The 15,468-nt window shown below is 65.2% G+C and carries 17 protein-coding genes and 1 pseudogene; 12 read left to right on the top strand and 6 right to left on the bottom strand.

Going from position 1 to position 15,468, the window contains the following annotated elements; genetic code table 11:
* Positions 1–10: 10 nt before the first annotated feature.
* The 4 genes from OR16_RS14935 to OR16_RS14950 all read left to right on the top strand — a co-directional run bounded on the left by OR16_RS14935 (position 11) and on the right by OR16_RS14950 (position 3,593).
* Positions 11–1,192: an acyl-CoA dehydrogenase family protein gene (locus tag OR16_RS14935; RefSeq protein WP_006158787.1), complete on the top strand. Its 1,182-nt coding sequence runs from the start codon at positions 11–13 to the stop codon at positions 1,190–1,192.
* 63 nt (positions 1,193–1,255) lie between these two features.
* Entirely contained in the window at positions 1,256–2,239 is a 984-nt protein-coding gene (locus tag OR16_RS14940; RefSeq protein WP_006158788.1) for a tripartite tricarboxylate transporter substrate-binding protein, read from the top strand.
* 17 nt (positions 2,240–2,256) lie between these two features.
* Entirely contained in the window at positions 2,257–3,354 is a 1,098-nt protein-coding gene (locus OR16_RS14945) for a CaiB/BaiF CoA transferase family protein (protein WP_006158789.1), read from the top strand.
* Between the two features lie 53 nt (positions 3,355–3,407).
* Positions 3,408–3,593 (top strand): hypothetical protein, encoded by a 186-nt coding sequence (locus OR16_RS14950; RefSeq protein WP_006158790.1) that lies wholly within the window; start codon positions 3,408–3,410, stop codon positions 3,591–3,593.
* 10 nt (positions 3,594–3,603) lie between these two features.
* Here the strand turns inward: OR16_RS14950 and OR16_RS14955 are convergent, their stop codons facing one another.
* Entirely contained in the window at positions 3,604–4,563 is a 960-nt protein-coding gene (locus OR16_RS14955) for a GlxA family transcriptional regulator (protein WP_006158791.1), read from the bottom strand.
* Positions 4,564–4,702: 139 nt separating this feature from the next.
* Between OR16_RS14955 and OR16_RS14960 the strand changes: the two genes are divergently transcribed.
* From OR16_RS14960 to OR16_RS14980, 5 genes are all read left to right on the top strand, one after another.
* Entirely contained in the window at positions 4,703–4,888 is a 186-nt protein-coding gene (locus tag OR16_RS14960; RefSeq protein ID WP_006158792.1) for a hypothetical protein, read from the top strand.
* A gap of 102 nt (positions 4,889–4,990) precedes the next feature.
* Positions 4,991–5,332 (top strand): FKBP-type peptidyl-prolyl cis-trans isomerase, encoded by a 342-nt coding sequence (locus tag OR16_RS14965; RefSeq protein ID WP_006158793.1) that lies wholly within the window; start codon positions 4,991–4,993, stop codon positions 5,330–5,332.
* A 66-nt stretch (positions 5,333–5,398) separates the two neighbouring features.
* Positions 5,399–6,595: an enoyl-ACP reductase FabV gene (gene fabV, locus OR16_RS14970; protein ID WP_006158794.1), complete on the top strand. Its 1,197-nt coding sequence runs from the start codon at positions 5,399–5,401 to the stop codon at positions 6,593–6,595.
* Positions 6,596–6,624: 29 nt separating this feature from the next.
* Positions 6,625–6,990: a glyoxalase superfamily protein gene (locus OR16_RS14975; protein ID WP_006158795.1), complete on the top strand. Its 366-nt coding sequence runs from the start codon at positions 6,625–6,627 to the stop codon at positions 6,988–6,990.
* Positions 6,991–7,029: 39 nt separating this feature from the next.
* Positions 7,030–7,317, top strand: a complete 288-nt coding sequence (locus OR16_RS14980) for a DUF6881 domain-containing protein (protein WP_006158796.1) — start codon at positions 7,030–7,032, stop codon at positions 7,315–7,317.
* Positions 7,318–7,326: 9 nt separating this feature from the next.
* Here the strand turns inward: OR16_RS14980 and OR16_RS14985 are convergent, their stop codons facing one another.
* From OR16_RS14985 to OR16_RS48255, 3 genes and pseudogenes are all read right to left on the bottom strand, one after another.
* Positions 7,327–7,653, bottom strand: coding sequence for a hypothetical protein (locus OR16_RS14985; RefSeq protein WP_006158797.1), 327 nt, complete (start codon positions 7,651–7,653; stop codon positions 7,327–7,329).
* Positions 7,654–7,837: 184 nt separating this feature from the next.
* Positions 7,838–9,097 (bottom strand): glycosyltransferase, encoded by a 1,260-nt coding sequence (locus tag OR16_RS14990; RefSeq protein WP_050982981.1) that lies wholly within the window; start codon positions 9,095–9,097, stop codon positions 7,838–7,840.
* Positions 9,094–9,763, bottom strand: a pseudogene (locus OR16_RS48255) (TetR/AcrR family transcriptional regulator). The gene OR16_RS14990 and the pseudogene OR16_RS48255 overlap by 4 nt, the downstream one beginning before the upstream one ends.
* Positions 9,764–10,044: 281 nt before the next feature.
* Here OR16_RS48255 and OR16_RS14995 point away from each other — a divergent pair.
* Positions 10,045–11,754: a serine hydrolase gene (locus OR16_RS14995; protein WP_006158799.1), complete on the top strand. Its 1,710-nt coding sequence runs from the start codon at positions 10,045–10,047 to the stop codon at positions 11,752–11,754.
* A gap of 45 nt (positions 11,755–11,799) precedes the next feature.
* Here the strand turns inward: OR16_RS14995 and OR16_RS15000 are convergent, their stop codons facing one another.
* Together OR16_RS15000 and OR16_RS15005 are read right to left on the bottom strand one after the other, a co-directional pair.
* On the bottom strand, positions 11,800–12,261 hold the full coding sequence (locus tag OR16_RS15000) for a YbaK/EbsC family protein (protein WP_043419774.1): 462 nt from the start codon (positions 12,259–12,261) through the stop codon (positions 11,800–11,802).
* Positions 12,258–12,944 (bottom strand): TetR/AcrR family transcriptional regulator, encoded by a 687-nt coding sequence (locus OR16_RS15005; protein WP_006158801.1) that lies wholly within the window; start codon positions 12,942–12,944, stop codon positions 12,258–12,260. Before OR16_RS15005 ends, OR16_RS15000 begins: the two co-directional genes overlap by 4 nt.
* A gap of 140 nt (positions 12,945–13,084) precedes the next feature.
* Between OR16_RS15005 and OR16_RS15010 the strand changes: the two genes are divergently transcribed.
* On the top strand, positions 13,085–14,659 hold the full coding sequence (locus OR16_RS15010) for a 4-hydroxyphenylacetate 3-hydroxylase family protein (RefSeq protein WP_006158802.1): 1,575 nt from the start codon (positions 13,085–13,087) through the stop codon (positions 14,657–14,659).
* 75 nt (positions 14,660–14,734) lie between these two features.
* Positions 14,735–15,265 carry an isochorismatase family protein gene (locus tag OR16_RS15015; RefSeq protein ID WP_006158803.1) on the top strand — a complete coding sequence of 177 codons (531 nt, stop codon included), beginning with the start codon at positions 14,735–14,737 and terminating at the stop codon, positions 15,263–15,265.
* Positions 15,266–15,468: the final 203 nt, after the last annotated feature.

Raw genomic sequence — 15,468 nt, forward strand, 5'->3', positions numbered from 1 at the left:
GAGAAACGCCATGTTCGACAACCTCGCCAATCCCGTGCTGGTCGAAACCCGCGCCAGCATCCAGCGTTATATCCATGAGGAACTGCTGCCGCTGGAGCGCGAGCTGGGCCTGGGCTCGGAAGACGCCTGGCCACGCGACGTGCTGCGCGGCGTGTGGCGCCGCTCCAGCGAGCTGGGGCTCTATGCCGCCTGCCTGCCCGTCGAGCTCGGCGGCAAGGGCCTGAACATCGCCGAGCAATGCGCGCTGAAGGCAGACCTTGCCGCAAGCGGCGCGGTGCTGGCACCGCACGTGCTGGGCGACCTGGGCGGCCCGCCGCGCGTGGGCAATATGCTCAAGTACGCCACGCCGGACCAGCTTGCGCGCTACTTCCAGCCGGTCATCCGGGGTGAGAAATCCACCTGCTTCGCCCTGACCGAGCCGCATTCCGGCTCGGATGCCCAGAGCATCTCCACCACGGCCGTGGCGGACGGCGATGACCTCGTCATCAACGGCCGCAAGCACTACATCAGCGGCGCGCCGTTTGCCGACTTTGCCATCGTCATGTGCGTCACCGACGCCACCGTGTCGCCGCCCGCCATCACGGCCGTGCTGATCGACCTGGACCTGCCCGGCGTCAAGGTCAGCACCGAGTACGTGCCGATGTCGGGCCAGCATATCGATGGGGACATCGAGTTCGTCAATGTGCGGGTGCCGCGCGCCAATATCTTTGGCGGAGAAGGCAACGGCTTCAAGCTCGGCATGTCGCGCATCAACGTCAACCGGCTGCTGCACTGCCCGACCATGCTGGGCCTGGCGACCAAGGCCTACGCATCCTCGCTCGAGTACGCCGGCCAGCGCCGCCAGTTTGGCGGCCCCATTGCACGCTTCCAGGCCATCCAGCACATGCTGGCTGACATGGCCGCCGCGCTGTGGGCTTGCGAGAGCATGATCGCGCAAACCGCCGCGCTGGCGGACAGTGGCGCGGATCTTCGCGTGAAGGCCGCGGCGTGCAAGCTGTTCATCTCCGAGCGCTGTTTCGAGGTAGCCGACAAAGCCGTGCAGATCCACGGCAATGTGGGCGTGACGCGAGGACATCCGGTTGAGCAGGCCTTCCGCAAGCTGCGCATGTTCCGGATCTTCACCGGCACCAGCGAGATCCAGCGCAATACCATCGCCCGCGCGATTCTTGAACCCATGCAGGCAAAAGCCTGAGCCGGCAGCGGTTGATCAAACCGGCGCAGGCCAACTGCGCCGCCAAGAACTGGAGACACTCCCATGAAACGCCGAACCTGGCTCGCCACCGCGGGCGCAGCCGCACTTAGCAGCATGCTCGCGCCGGCACGCGCCGCCGCGCCCTATCCCAATCGTCCCGTGCGCCTGATCGTCCCGTTCCTGGCCGGCAGCGCGCCGGACAATATCGCGCGGACGCTGTCGGCTGAACTGGCCCACACGCTGGGCCAGCCGCTGGTCGTGGAGAACATGCCCGGCGCGGGCGGCGTGATCGGCGCGGGCGCCTTGAAGCGCGCTGCCGCGGACGGCTACACGCTGGGCATTCTCGCGAACACGCACGTCATCAACGTGCATATGTATCGCAACATGCCGTACGATCCCGCGCACGATTTCACCTCCATCGCGGCGATTTCCGGCGGCCCCACCGCTCTCATCGTGCCTGCCGATGCGCCATACAAGACCGCCGGCGACCTGATCGCCGCGCTCAGGCGCGCACCGGGCAAGCTCAACTATGGCTCGGGCGGCAAAGGCAGCATCGCCCATCTGGCGGTAGAGGCCTTGCTGCACCAGACGGGCACCGAGGCCGTGCACATCCCCTACAAGGGCGCGACGGAGATCATCACCGCCATGCTCAGCGGCCAGACCCAGTTCGGCATGCCGGTGCTGAGCACCGCGACCCAGTACCTGCGCAATGGCCAAGTACGGGCACTGGCCGTGTCGTCATCCGCGCGCTCGGTCTATTTTCCGGAGGTGCCGACGCTGGCCGAAGTCCTCCCGCCCGGCCTGGTGCTGGACAACTGGAGCGGCCTGTTCGCGCCCGCGCACTTGCCAGCGGAACTGACCCAGCGGCTGTTCGCCGCAGTCACGCAATTGCAGGCCAGCGGGCGACTGGACGCGCAGATCAAGGCCAACGCGGGGGAGTTGCGCCGCAGTGCTTCCCCATCGCAGTTCAACGGCATGGTGGCCGCGGACACCGCCCGCTACGGCAAGCTGATCCACGCGATCGGCATGAACGGCGACGTCAGCTAGAACACCGGGAACCGACAATGAAACCAGAGTGGTCCTGCCTGAAGGACGTCAAGATCATCGATCTCAGCCAGCTCCTGCCCGGCCCGCACGCCACGACCCTGCTCATGCAACTGGGCGCGGACGTGATCAAGGTGGAGCAGCCAGGCACGGGCGACACCTCCCGGCAGCTCGGGCCTGCCGTGTTCGCCCAGTTCAATCGTGGCAAGCAATCCGTCGCGCTCGACTTGAAATCCGACCAAGGCCGCGCGGCATTCCTGGGCCTGGTGAAAGAGGCGGATGCCGTTGTCGAAGGCTTCCGGCCCGGCGTGATGCAACGCCTCGGCCTGGGCTATGACGCGCTCGCCCAAGTGAACCCGGCCATCGTGCTGTGCTCCGTGTCCGGATTCGGCCAGACCGGCCCCTATGCGGAGCATGCGGGCCACGACCTGAACTACCTCGCGCTGGCAGGCTACTGGTCCGTGCCGGTGCAGGTGGACGACAAGGTATCGCGGCCGCGCGCGCGTGTTTCCGACTACGCGGCCTCAGGCTATGCGGCGCTGGCGCTGGCCGTGGCAGTCATGAGTGCGCGGCAACATGGCCGTGGCCAGCATCTCGATGTGTCGATCCATGACGCCATCCTGTCGTGGACCGCGCATGGCGCCTGGGCCGCGCGCGGGTACGAAGATCGCCCGCACGAATCGCCAACCGTGATGCCGGACAACGATATCTTCGCGACCAGCGATGGCCGCCATCTCGCCCTGGGCATCCTGGAGAACAAGTTCTGGCTCAACCTGTGCGAGGCGATTGGCGCCGACTTTCCAGCACTGCTCGATGCCCGGTTCGCGTCGCGGCCCGGCCGCCAGCAGCACAAGCCGGAAGTCAACGGCCTGCTCAACGGGATCTTCCTGTCGCGGTCTCTCGCCCAATGGGCGGAAGTCTTCGCACCCTTCGACCTGCCCTTCTCCCCCGCGCTCAGCGCGCGGGAGCTGTTCGCTGACCCGCACGTCAAGGCGCGAAACATGGTCCGCGAGGTGCCTTCGGAGAATGCCATCGCGCTGAACTTCCCGGTCAAGTTTTCCCTTGGACTGCCCGCAAGCGACGATCACGTTCCCGCGCTTGGCGAACACAACGGGTAGCACTGGCTACGCATTGCTTTGGGTAGGACTCTAGGCCAAACGATAGAACATGCATGAACAGCACGCTGCGTGATGCTGCCCGCTTTGCCGAAGTGATTCGCAAAGCCAGCTCGGGCGAGAACCCGGATGCCATATGCGGCAAAGCCGTTCGCCTCGCGCTGAAGCCCAATAGGCGCCGCCCCGGCGCGGGCAAGGACAATATGCCGGGGGTCGCGGTGGGCTTGCACCACCGGTTCTGATCGGCAGCGTTCAAGCCTGCGACCGCCAACGGGACGGCGGCACAGCCTCTTCCTGCCGCCACGCGGCGCGCAACGCCTGCGGGCTGGCAAAGCCGCAGCGCTGCGCAACCAGCTCGACGGCCCAGTCGCTGTCCTTCAGCAACCTGCGTGCCAGATCCAGCCGCAATTGCTGCTGGTACTGCTTGAGCGTGACGCCGCACTCCTGCTGGAATAGCCGCGCCAGATGCCGATAGCTCAGCGCGAAGCGGCCGGCTAGCTCGCTGTACGGCAATTCGCAGGCAGGCTGCCTGCTCAGGAAATCCTGCACGGCGTGGATGACCGGATGATGATGATTGCGGTAGCGCAGCGGCACATCGAGCGCCGGATCCTGGCCCAGCCTGCGGAATGGCACGACGTTCTCGCGCGCGACCTGGATCGCGGCCGGGGCACCGAACGCGTGCCGGATGAGGTGCAATGCGAGGTCGATGCCCGCCGTCACACCGGCCGAGGTGATCAGCGCGCCATCTTCGACCAGCACCCGGCTGGCCAGCACGCGTGCGTGCGGATAGCGCTGCTGCAACCGCGCCAGGTGCTCGTGGTGGGTCGTGCAGCTGCGCCCGTCGAGCAAGCCGGCCGCGCCAAGCAGGAATGCCCCGGTGCAGACGCTGGCCAGCGTCACCTGGCCAAGACGGGGCTGCACCACGGCCTGGAGCCAGTCAACGATCTGCCGGTGCGCCGGCGTGGACAGCGCGCTGAGCACGAGCTTGAAACCGACCACGATCACCACGTCGCCGGGCGCCAGCCGTGCCGGCAAGGCCTTTACCCCGCTCAAGGCGAGGCCTTGAAAGCTTGTCAGCGCCTGCAGCGGCCCGACGCAGTGAAGCGCCAGTGGCGAGATCCCGAGCGCGGCCACTGAACCCAGCAACTGCATCGGCCCGCCAAGATCCAGCATATGCACCTGCGGCGGCAGCACAAGGAAGACACGCTTCATCGTTGCCCCAGATCGTTCACATTCCGATGGCACGATTTTTACCATACCTGTCATATTTTCGAATTGCCGCGATATCCTCTTGTGATTAGTATGGCAGGGAATTTACTGACATGACATGCCATAGCGGAGGAGACAGAACATGCTGGAACTCAGGCCAAGCTGCGAGCACTGCAACAAGGCGCTCCCGCCAGCGTCGCTGTGGAAGGGCAACAACTTTCTCGGCAACAATCCGGCGAGCACGAACATCAAGCACCGCCCGGTGGATCCGGCCACGCATGCGCAATTTTCAGCCGCCATTCGCGGGATTCCTCCCGAGCGCCGATAGCCGGCCAGAGCGCGAAAATCCGTCCGCGCCCCTTCTGGTGACATAGCCACGGGAGGTAAACTCTGCTTCCCCGGTAACTGCACCCATGAACAAGAGCGGCGGATGAGCAACGAACTACAGATTGAAGATATTCAACTCGGCGACGGCAAGACAGTGGTCAAAGGCGCCTTGATCACCACCCAGTACAGCGGCTATCTGGAGGACGGCACCCGGTTCGACTCGTCCTACGATCGCGGCAAGCCCTTCCAGTGCGTGATCGGCACCGGGCGCGTCATCAAGGGCTGGGATCTGGGCCTGATGGGAATGAAGGTGGGCGGCAAGCGCAAGCTCCATGTGCCGGCTCACCTTGCCTATGGCGAACGCCAGGTCGGCGCCCATATCAAGCCGAACTCGAACCTGGTCTTCGAGATCGCGTTGCTGGAAGTGCTGACGCGGGACGATTGAAGCAAGCCGACGCCCGCCCGGTGGCGGGGTTCCATTACAATCCAGCAAAATTGCAAGGAACCTACCATGATCATCGGACCCCGCGTGCGCGGCTTTATGTGTGTCACCGCCCATCCCACCGGCTGCGAAGCCAACGTCAACCAGCAGATTGCCTACGTGAAAGCGAACGGCCCGGTTGCCAACGGACCCAAGAAGGTCCTGGTCATCGGCGCCTCGACGGGCTACGGGCTTGCCGCTCGCATCACGGCAACGTTCGGGTGCGGCGCCGACACGCTCGGCGTGTTCTTCGAGCGCGCCGGCAGCGAGAGCAAGCCTGGCACCGCGGGCTGGTACAACACGGCGGCCTTTCACAAGGCGGCAACGGCCGAGGGCCGCTATGCCATGAGCATCAATGGCGACGGCTTCTCCGACGAGATCAAGCAGCAAACCATCGACATCATCAAGCGCGATCTCGGCCAGGTCGACCTGGTCGTCTACAGCCTTGCTGCGCCGCGGCGAAAGCACCCGAAGACGGGGGAGATCTTCAATTCCACGCTCAAGCCCATTGGCAAGGAAATCCGGCAACGCGGCCTGGACACCGACAAGGAAGTGATCAAGGAAATCAACCTGCAGCCGGCGACGCAGGAAGAAATCGATCACACGGTAGCCGTGATGGGCGGCGAAGACTGGCAAATGTGGATTGACGCCCTGCTCGCCGCCGGTGTCCTCGCCGACAACGCAAAGACCACCGCGTTCACCTACCTGGGCGAGAAGATCACCCACGACATCTACTGGAACGGCTCCATTGGCGCCGCCAAGAAGGACCTGGACCAGAAGGTGCTGGACCTGCGCGGCAAGCTCGCCGCCACTGGCGGCGACGCCCGCGTCGCGGTGCTCAAGGCCGTGGTGACCCAGGCCAGCTCCGCCATCCCGGTGATGCCCCTGTACCTGTCGCTGCTGTTCAAGGTCATGAAGGAAACCGGCACCCACGAAGGCTGCATCGAACAGGTCGACTCGCTCTACCGGGACTGCCTGTACAGCCAGTCGCCACGCCAGGACGCGGAAGGCCGCCTGCGCACGGATGAGAAGGAACTCAGCCCGGATGTCCAGGCCCGCGTGACCCAGTTGTGGGACCAGGTCAACAACGACAATATCTACGCGCTCACCGATTTCGCGGGCTACAAGGCGGAGTTCCTGCGCCTGTTCGGATTCGGCATCGACGGCGTGGACTATGCGGCCGACGTGAATCCCGCCGTGGAGATTCCCAACCTGGTCGAAGCGTAAGAGTAAGAGGAAGACGCAGGCGCCGCGCCATGAACCTGTCCCCCGCCATCCCCATCATCCGGATCTTCTCGGTCGACAAGGCCAAGGAATTCTATCTGGACTATCTTGGCTTTTCCCTCGATTGGGAGCATCGTTTCGAAGCGGGGCTTCCGCTCTACGCCCAGGTGAGGCGATCCGGCCTGACGCTGCACCTGAGCGAGCACCATGGAGACGCCACGCCAGGATCGACGGTGTTCGTGCCCATGGAAGACATCGATGCCCTGCATCGCGAACTGGATGCCAAACAGTATCCGTACGCGAAGCCAGGCATCGAGACGGTGGGCTGGGGACGGCAGTTGCAGGTCGCGGATCCGTTTGGCAACCGCCTGCGGTTCTGCGAGCTATCCAAGGACTAGGTTTTTGTTTGGCGACACCCGGCTTGAGGGGAGGCCCCGATGGAATACATCGACGTCATCTGGCGGCATGCGCTTTGCACGGAGCCGGTCCGGCTCGTGTCGGAGCTTGACGGCGAGCGCTTCGAAACCCGGAAGCTGGAATTCTTCCGGGATGGAACCGTAGGCTTCGCGTGCGCCGATGCGGCAACCGGGAGCACAAACCTCGGGCTGGTACCCGTGCCAGCGCTTGCCGATATCAACGCGGATCCGGAGTTCGACGGCGCGGCGATGGCGCCGGAGGATTTTGAAGTCCTCTGGTTATTGCACGCGCGCCCGGCCAGGCATTGAGCGTTTGCGCTAGAGCAGCACCAGCGTCACTAGCAGCGACGCGTTGCTGATCGCCGTCACGTCGTGCATCACGTTGGACTCCAGATAGATCAGGTCGCCCTGGCGCAACAGCCGGTGCGCGCCCTCCACGCCGATATCGACGTCCCCCTCCAGGCACTGCACCGTGATGGGCCCGGCTACCGCATGGGCCGGCATATGCTTGCCAGCGGTCAGCACCAGCCGCATGACTTCCAGGCGGTTTTCCTTGAAGAAGGCGGTAGTGGGCGTCTTGCTGAGACGCTCGCCTAGCGGCAGCACGCTGGCCACCTGGCCGGAAGCTAGATGAGGCAGGGACATGGGCGGCTCCTCGGGTGGAACGACGTGAGCGGTGTGGGACGTGGCGGGCACTTCGGAGCGAAGCGCGCTGCGCTCCGGAGAATCCATTCTAGTCGCGCCTGCCAACGATCCGGAGAATAGCGGACACGGAAAAACCCCGATACCTATCGCCGCGCGGACACCAGTAACATCATGAGCCGCTGCGTCACGCTGGCATTGTCTCCATCGCGCCTTCATCCAGCAGCATGGCCTCGATGGCCGAGACCGCATCGGCCAGGCCGTCTTCGCCCGCCATCCGGGCGCCGAGTTCGCGGGCACGGGAACGTGCCTCGGCGCTCCGGGCGAACGCGATGGCGCGCTCGAATGCCGAAGCTTGCAGCTGCTTTGCGTTCACGGCGCCGGCGGCAACGCCCGCCAGCCTGAGCCGGTCCGCCCAGAAAAACTGGTCGCCCGCGAACGGCACCACCACCGATGGCACACCCGCCCGCGCGGCGGAATGGGCCGTGCCCGAGCCGCCATGATGAACGACCAGTGAGGTCCTGGGAAACAGCCAGTCGTGCGGGGTGTCGCCAACGACATGAATATTCGCCGGAAGCCCGGCCGTGCCCACCCCGCTCCACCCGGGATAGAACAGCGCCCGCCGTCCCGCGCACGCCGTGATCACCGCCGCCAGCAGCTTTGCCCGATCGAACCCCGCCATGCTGCCGAAGCCGAAATACATCGGCGGCTCCCCAGCGGCGAGGAAATCCGCAAGCGGCCGCGGCGCGCTCCAGTCCGTCGACGGCACGATCCATTGGCCACAGACACGCGCATTGCCCGGCCAGTCCGCCGGCCGGGGCAACAGGCTGGGCGAAACCCCGTATAGCATCGGATGCCGGGTCCAGAGCTGCCGCCGCGGCGGCAGCCCGCATACGGCCGCGCGCGCCGCGTTGGTCTGCTTGCGAAACGCCCGCCACAACATCCCGTTGACGAAGTGGTGGCTCGCGCGGTTCAGCCAGCCCGGCGTACGCGCCAGCGGCAGGAACGGCGAGGCGAAGTCCGCCGTCGGGGTGATCGGGATCAGCCCGGTGCCGATCGCCTTCACGCCGAGATGCTCGGCGGCCGACAGTCCGACAAAGGCCGCCAGGCCGGAGACGATGATGGCATCGCAGCCCTCGCCGGCCGCCACGATCTCCCGCAGCCATGCCTCGGCATTGGCGTTGGCAATGCGTGCCAGCGCGCTCGCCGTGCTGGTGAAGCGGCGGTTCCGCGCTACCACGCCGGAGATGGCGAGCTGCGGCTGCAGCACGCCCTTGATATCTCCCGCCAGCGCGGTCGCCGGCACGCCGAGGACCCTGGCCGTGCCAAGCGTTGCGCCGTCGGCAAGTAGCCGGGCCTGGTGGCCGGCATCCATCAATGCGCGGCACAGCGCGGCCAGCGGACGGGCGTCTCCCTCCGTGCCATAGGTTGCAACGATGATGTTCATGGTGTCTTGCGGCTCCTTGCACGAGGCCCGGGCGGGCGGGCGGCGCTGCCCTCCACGAACAGCGTCACCACCACCGCGAACTCCTCGCGCAGCGTGCGCCCCGGCAAGGTCAGCCAGCGCATCAGCGCGCCGAGGTAGAGGTGATGGAACAGCGACGCCAGATGCGCCGCGTCGAGATCGCCCCGCAGTTCGCCCGAGCGCTGGCAGTTCGCCCGAGCGCTGGCCCAGGGCGATCAGCAGGCCGAACACATCGATCATGTCGCTGGCCTGCGCGGCCTCTTCCGGCGGTGGCGCGGCTTGCAGGCTCAGGAAGCGAAAGCGCAGGTAAGGCGAAAGGTAGGCGCGATGCGCCTCGCACCAGGCGGCGGACGCATCGAGCAGCAGCGAGATGGCCGGCCGGAAGCTTGCCAGCCGTTCGGCCTCGGGCTGCAGATGCGCCAGATCGGCCGCCAGTTGCGTATGGATCCAGTGCGCCAGCACGGATTCCTTGGTCGGGAAGTGGTTGTAGAGCGTCCCTTTGGCAACGTCGGCCTCGGCCGCGATCTGCTCCATCGTCACGGCGTCATAGCCCTGCGCTTCGAACAGGCTCATGGCCGCCTGGGCCAGCAGATCCAGCGTTTGCGCGCGCTTTCGGGCACGGCGGCCTGGTGTGTCGGGGGCGATCATGTCATCCATATATATGAACGACGAACATTATTGAACGACGTTCAAAACATCGTAGCGCGATCCCGGCGGTAAATCAATCTGGCCGGGAGGCTCGCAGGATCGCACTGCGTCCTGCCCGTCGCGAAGCCACAACACACCCTCCTTCGGGGCGATAACAGATTGCCGGGCCGGTGCTAACGTCTGGCGCTGCCATTCCCACGGACGATCCACGCTCAACGCGCAACGTAGATCGCGCCACCCCCCAATAATCCATGCCGTTGCAGAGACAAGGACCGCACGCAATGCTCAGTGATTTCGATGATCTCGTCGAAGCGTCGATGCAGGAATGGAAGGTGCCGGGCCTTGCGCTCGCCGTGGTCCGGGATGGCGAGACGGTGCTGGCAAAAGGCTATGGCGTGCGCGACACCGAAGCGCCGGCGCCCGTGACGGCGGACACCCAGTTCCTGCTGTGCTCGCTCACCAAGTCGTTCACCGCCGCCGGCCTTGGCCTGCTGGTGGACGAGCACCAGCTCGACTGGACGCGGCCCGTGCGCGACTACATACCGGAGTTTCGGCTGCACGACGCGGTTGCGACCGAGCGCGTGACCGTGCGGGACTTGCTGTGCCATCACAGTGGCGTTCCGCGCCACGACTGGATCCACGCGCCGGGCGACCTGTCCATGGCGCAGATCCTGGCGGCCTTGCGCCATCTGGAGCCGAGCCGGGACGTGCGCGAGGCCTACCAGTACCAGAACCTGGGATATCTCGTGGCCGGGCATATCGCGGAGCGCGTCAGCGGGCAGCGCTGGGAGGATTTCACCACCGAGCGCCTGCTCCGTCCGCTGGGCTTCGCGCACTTCGGGCTCTCCATCGAAGCGCTCGCCGCCGCGCCGGACCATGCGCATCCACACATCATGCAAGGCGACGAGCGCCAGCGTGCGATGCTGACGCCAATCCGCGCGCTGCCCGCTGGCGGGCTCAATGCCTGCGTGTCGGACCTGGCAAAGTGGATGCGCGTGCTGATCGATGAAGGCGCCGTGGACGGCAAACCACTGCTGTCGGCGGAAATCGTCCGGCACATGATGACCCCGCGCGTGCACGTGGGCCGCTCGGTGTTCAAGGAGGTGGGCGAGTTCCACTACGGGCTCGGCTTGTCGCTGGAACACTATCGCGGCGAGCGGAAGGCCTCCCACACCGGAAGCTGGGTCGGCTGGGGAAACGCCATGACGATGCTGCCGCAACGCCGGGTCGGCGTCGCGGTGCTGACCAATCGCGCCCCAAGCGCCGTCACCGAACTGCTGACCTACGCCGCGCTCGATCAGCTTTGCGGCCACGAGCCGATCGACTGGTTCGACCGGTTCCGCACCATGCGCCGCCAGGCGCTTGCGCAGCAGAAGGTCGACCAGCAGGCGCGCGGCGAATTGCGCCGGACCGGCACCGCGCCGAGCCATCCGCTCGACGACTATGCCGGCGAGTATGAACACCCGGCCTACGGGCGGATCGGCATCACGAAAGAGAACAACGCACTGGCATGGCGCTGGCGCGGCATGTCGGGCCAGCTCGAACACCGCCACTACGATGTGTTCACCACCCCCGACAAGCCGGCCGAGATCAACCCCGACCATCTCGCACTGAGCTTCGGCTATGACCGGGAAGGCAACATCGACCGGATCTGCGCGCCTCTGGAACCAATGGTGGCAGATATCGTGTTTCGCCGCGCGGCAGGCGGCGACGTGCTCGACCCTGCGTTCCGCGCCCTCTGCGCTGGCAGGTTCATGCACGGCGCACAGGAAATCGGCGTCACGCTCAACGCGGCGGGCCAGCTATTGCTGCGCATCGGCGGGCAGCAGAGCTGGCCACTGCGGCCGTTTGACGGGCGGACCTTTGACCTGGAAGGCCTCCAGGGGCATCGTGTCGAGTTTCGCCGTCCCTCGCCAGACATTGTGGACGCGGTCATCTTCTACCAGCCGGATGGCACCTTCCTGGCACTGCGGCAGGCTGTGCCAGCGTGAATCGCATCACGGGCGCAGGCCGGCGCCCTTGTCCATGGCCGCCCGCTAGCCCTGCGCCACGTCGACCCACTGTGCCTTGACCAGCTGCGCAAGGTGCTCGGGCGAGATCCGGATGGCGGCATTGGTTGCGCCGGCCGCCGGCAGGACTTCGTCGAACTTCCTCAGCGAGACATCCGCGAAGACCTTCAGCGCATGAGGCAAGCCGAACGGGCATACCCCGCCAACCGGATGGCTGGTCCACGCCAGCACGTCGTCGGCATCCAGCATCTTGGCCTTGCCGCCAAACTGGTCCTTGTACTTGCGGTTGTCGATCCTGGTATCGCCACCCATCACCAGCAGGACCACTTCGTCCTTTAGTTTCAGGGACAAGGTCTTGGCGATTTGGGCGGGTGCCACGCCGTGGGCCTCGGCCGCCTCGGCCACCGTCGCGGTGCTGGTCGCCTTCTCGATGATCTTGATCTGCGGCGCGTGTTGCGTCAGGAAGGCCATTACGGATTGCAAGCTCATGGGTTCAATGCGTTCTGTTTGGGGGCGGTTGAAATCAAGCTGGCGCTCGCGCCGATGCGTTCGACGACACGATCGACATAGCTTGCGCAAAGCGGGCCGGGCTCCTCCTGGAACATCCTGATGCGTTTCGTGTGTGCCAGGAGAAGCAGTCCGACGCAGTGCGCGAAGAAGGCCGTCACCTCGGCGCGCGCGGTGTCCTCCGTCGCGCCAAGACGCCGCAGCGCCGCCTCGAACGGTGTCAGCGCGTCGCGCAGCCGGCTGTTGAGACGGGCATTCAACGCTGGCGTGAGCCCGTGCGGCCTCATGCCACCGAAGAGATAAAAGCCAAGGTCGAGGTCCCGGGGATTGGTGGCGTAAAAGCTGTAGAACGCCATTGCGGCATGTCTGGCCCGCTCCTCGTCCGAGGCAGCGGCGTCCAGGCTCCCGGCAACCGCATGGTTCAAGCGCTCCAGCGATTCGCCCAGCAGTGCGCCGTAGATCTCCTCCTTGGCCTCGAAGTACGAATAGATCGCACCCGGCGTATAGCCGGCCTGCTTCGCGATCTCGCGGATGCTGGCGCCGTCCAGCCCGCGCTCCTCGAACACGTGCCGGGCCGCCGCCAGGATGTGGGCGCGCTTGGCGTCGCTCACCACCGCTTTCCTGTCGCGCCTTTGCTGATCGCGCTCTTCCACCGCCAGGGTCATGGACTCTCCTTTGAGGCTGCATCGTGTCACAAAATCGAACGCTTGACAATTACATTAAACATCGTTTAATTTTAAAAACACGAATACAGACAAGTACAAACAAGCACAAAAAAGAGCAGCCAAACCCACAGGAGACCGCCATGATGATGTCCGCACAAGGCTATGAAGCGTCGCTGCGCCAGTACCGTCCGAGGGTGTTCGTTGACGGCCGCCTGATCGAAAGCGTGGCCGACGAGCCGGCACTGCGCCCAGGCATCAACGCGGTGGGGCTGACCTACGACTATGCGCTGCGGCCCGAGTACGCCCCGATCATGACCGCGACCCAGGGCAGCAGCGGCAAGCTCGTGAACCGGCTGCTTCACATCAACACCAGCAGCGCAGACCTGCTCAACAAGCTGGAAGCCGTGCGCCTGGTCTGCCAGGAAACGGGTTGCGCGCAGCGCTACCTGACGCACGATGCGCTGAACGCGATCCACCAGGTTTGCGCGCGGCTCGATGACGCCAAGGGCACGACCGTGCATCGCGACCGCTTCGCCAGCTACCTGCACGACGTCCAGGATCGCGACCTGACGCTCGGCGTGGCGATGACCGACGCGAAGGGCGACCGCAGCAAGCGGCCTCACCAACAGGGCAATGCCGACACCTACGTCCACGTCGTGCACCGCGACGGCAAGGGCATCCGCATATCGGGGACCAAGGCCATCGTGACTGGCGCGCCGTACGTGCACGAATTCCTGGTCATGCCCTGCCGCAACATGCCCCAGGCAGACGCTGACTTTGCCGTGTGCTGCGCGGTGCCAGTGGACGCCGAAGGCATTACGATCATCGCCCGTCCCGCCGGCCGCCCGGGCGAGAAGGCGGCGCTGTTTTCCAACAAGTACGGACAGTCGACCGGGGTCGTGGTGTTCGACAACGTGTTCGTGCCGTGGGAGCGCGTGTTCTACGCCGGCGAGTGGGAGCACAGCGGCTACATGACCTACAACTACGCCACGCATCACCGCCACAGTTGCATCGGCGCGCGGGCCGGCTTTGGCGATCTGCTGATCGGCGCGGGCGCGCTGATGTGCGAGGCCAACGGCTTCGACCCGGGCGAAGAATCGCACCTGCGCGATCAGATGGTGGAACTGATCAAGATCACGGAAGGCTTCTACGCCTGCGGCGTCGCCGCATCCGTCTACGCAAAGCAGGACGCGGCGGCGCAGAGTTTCGTGCCGGACCCGGTGTTCTCGAACATCGGCAAGCTGCTGCTGGCTACCCAGATCTACGACATGCACAAGATCGCCCACTATGTGTCGGGCGGCCTGATCGTTGCGCTGCCTGGCCCGGACGAAGACCACAACCCGCTCACCGCGGCCACGCTCCAGGACGTCCTGAGGGCAAATCCCGATGTGCCGTACGCCAAGCGCATCGAGACGGCCCGTTTCATCGAAGACCTGACCGCGTCCTATCAGGGCGGCTGGTACTCGGTCATCAGCCTGCACGGGGGCGGCTCACCGGAAGCGATGAAGCGCGAGATCTACAGGAATTATCCGGTCGGCTCCAAGGTTCAGCTCGTCGAACGGCTGCTCGAGCGCGGCCTGGCGGACGACCCCAACCGCGCGATCACGCGCAACACGCAACCCGGAAAGTGCTGCTCGCAAGGCTGCACGGTGACCGGCGCCCCGGTCATGATCGACCTGCCCGAGCCGGCCGCAAAGCAGGACAATGCGACTTGAGACTGCATCCCACCGGGAATCGCATGCGGGAAATGATGGGTACGCCAACTCGCCAACGCGCCAAAGGAAATGAACATGCTGCACAACGCCGACGAATCTGTTTTAGTGCTGGTGGATTTCCAGGTCCGCCTGATGCCGGCGATCCACGAAGGCGATCGCGTGGCAAGGGAGGCTGTCCGTCTCGCCAGCATCGCGCGCGTGCTAGGCGTGCCTGTGATCGGCACCGAGCAAAGCCCCGGCAGCCTGGGCGGGAATCTCGATGCGGTCAAGCGCCTGTGCGATCAGACCCTGGCCAAGGATTATTTCGACGGCTGCCGGGACGGTTTGCTCGGCATGCTGCCCGAAGGCCGGAAAAACGTGGTGGTGGCCGGCTGCGAAGCCCACGTCTGCGTGCTCCAGACCGTTGCCGGGCTGCTAGGGCACGGCTTGAAAGTCACCGTGGTGCTGGATGCCATCGGCTCGCGGCAGGCCTCCAGCCGGGAGGCGGCAATCGACAGGATGCGCAGCGCCGGGGCAAGCGCGGCCACGGTCGAGATGCTTGCCTTTGAATGGATGCGTACGAGCCGGCATGAACGGTTCCGGGAGGTGCTTGGCCTTGTGAAGTAGTGGACCGCAGCGCAGCGCCTGCCCGTATATTCAAAAATACTGAATAATATATCCGGATAGGGCTGGTCTAACGCACCGATGACTCTCCTATAGTTCGTTACATGGACGGCGCACACAAACAAAGCAACGTTCTGGCAGGCGCAGCGAACAATCAACGAAATTCAACGAATTTTAAGATATTGGAGAACATCATGACCAAGACC

It is taken from the genome of Cupriavidus basilensis OR16 (assembly GCF_000243095.1).
In the GTDB taxonomy this organism is placed as follows: Bacteria; Pseudomonadota; Gammaproteobacteria; order Burkholderiales; family Burkholderiaceae; genus Cupriavidus; species Cupriavidus basilensis_D.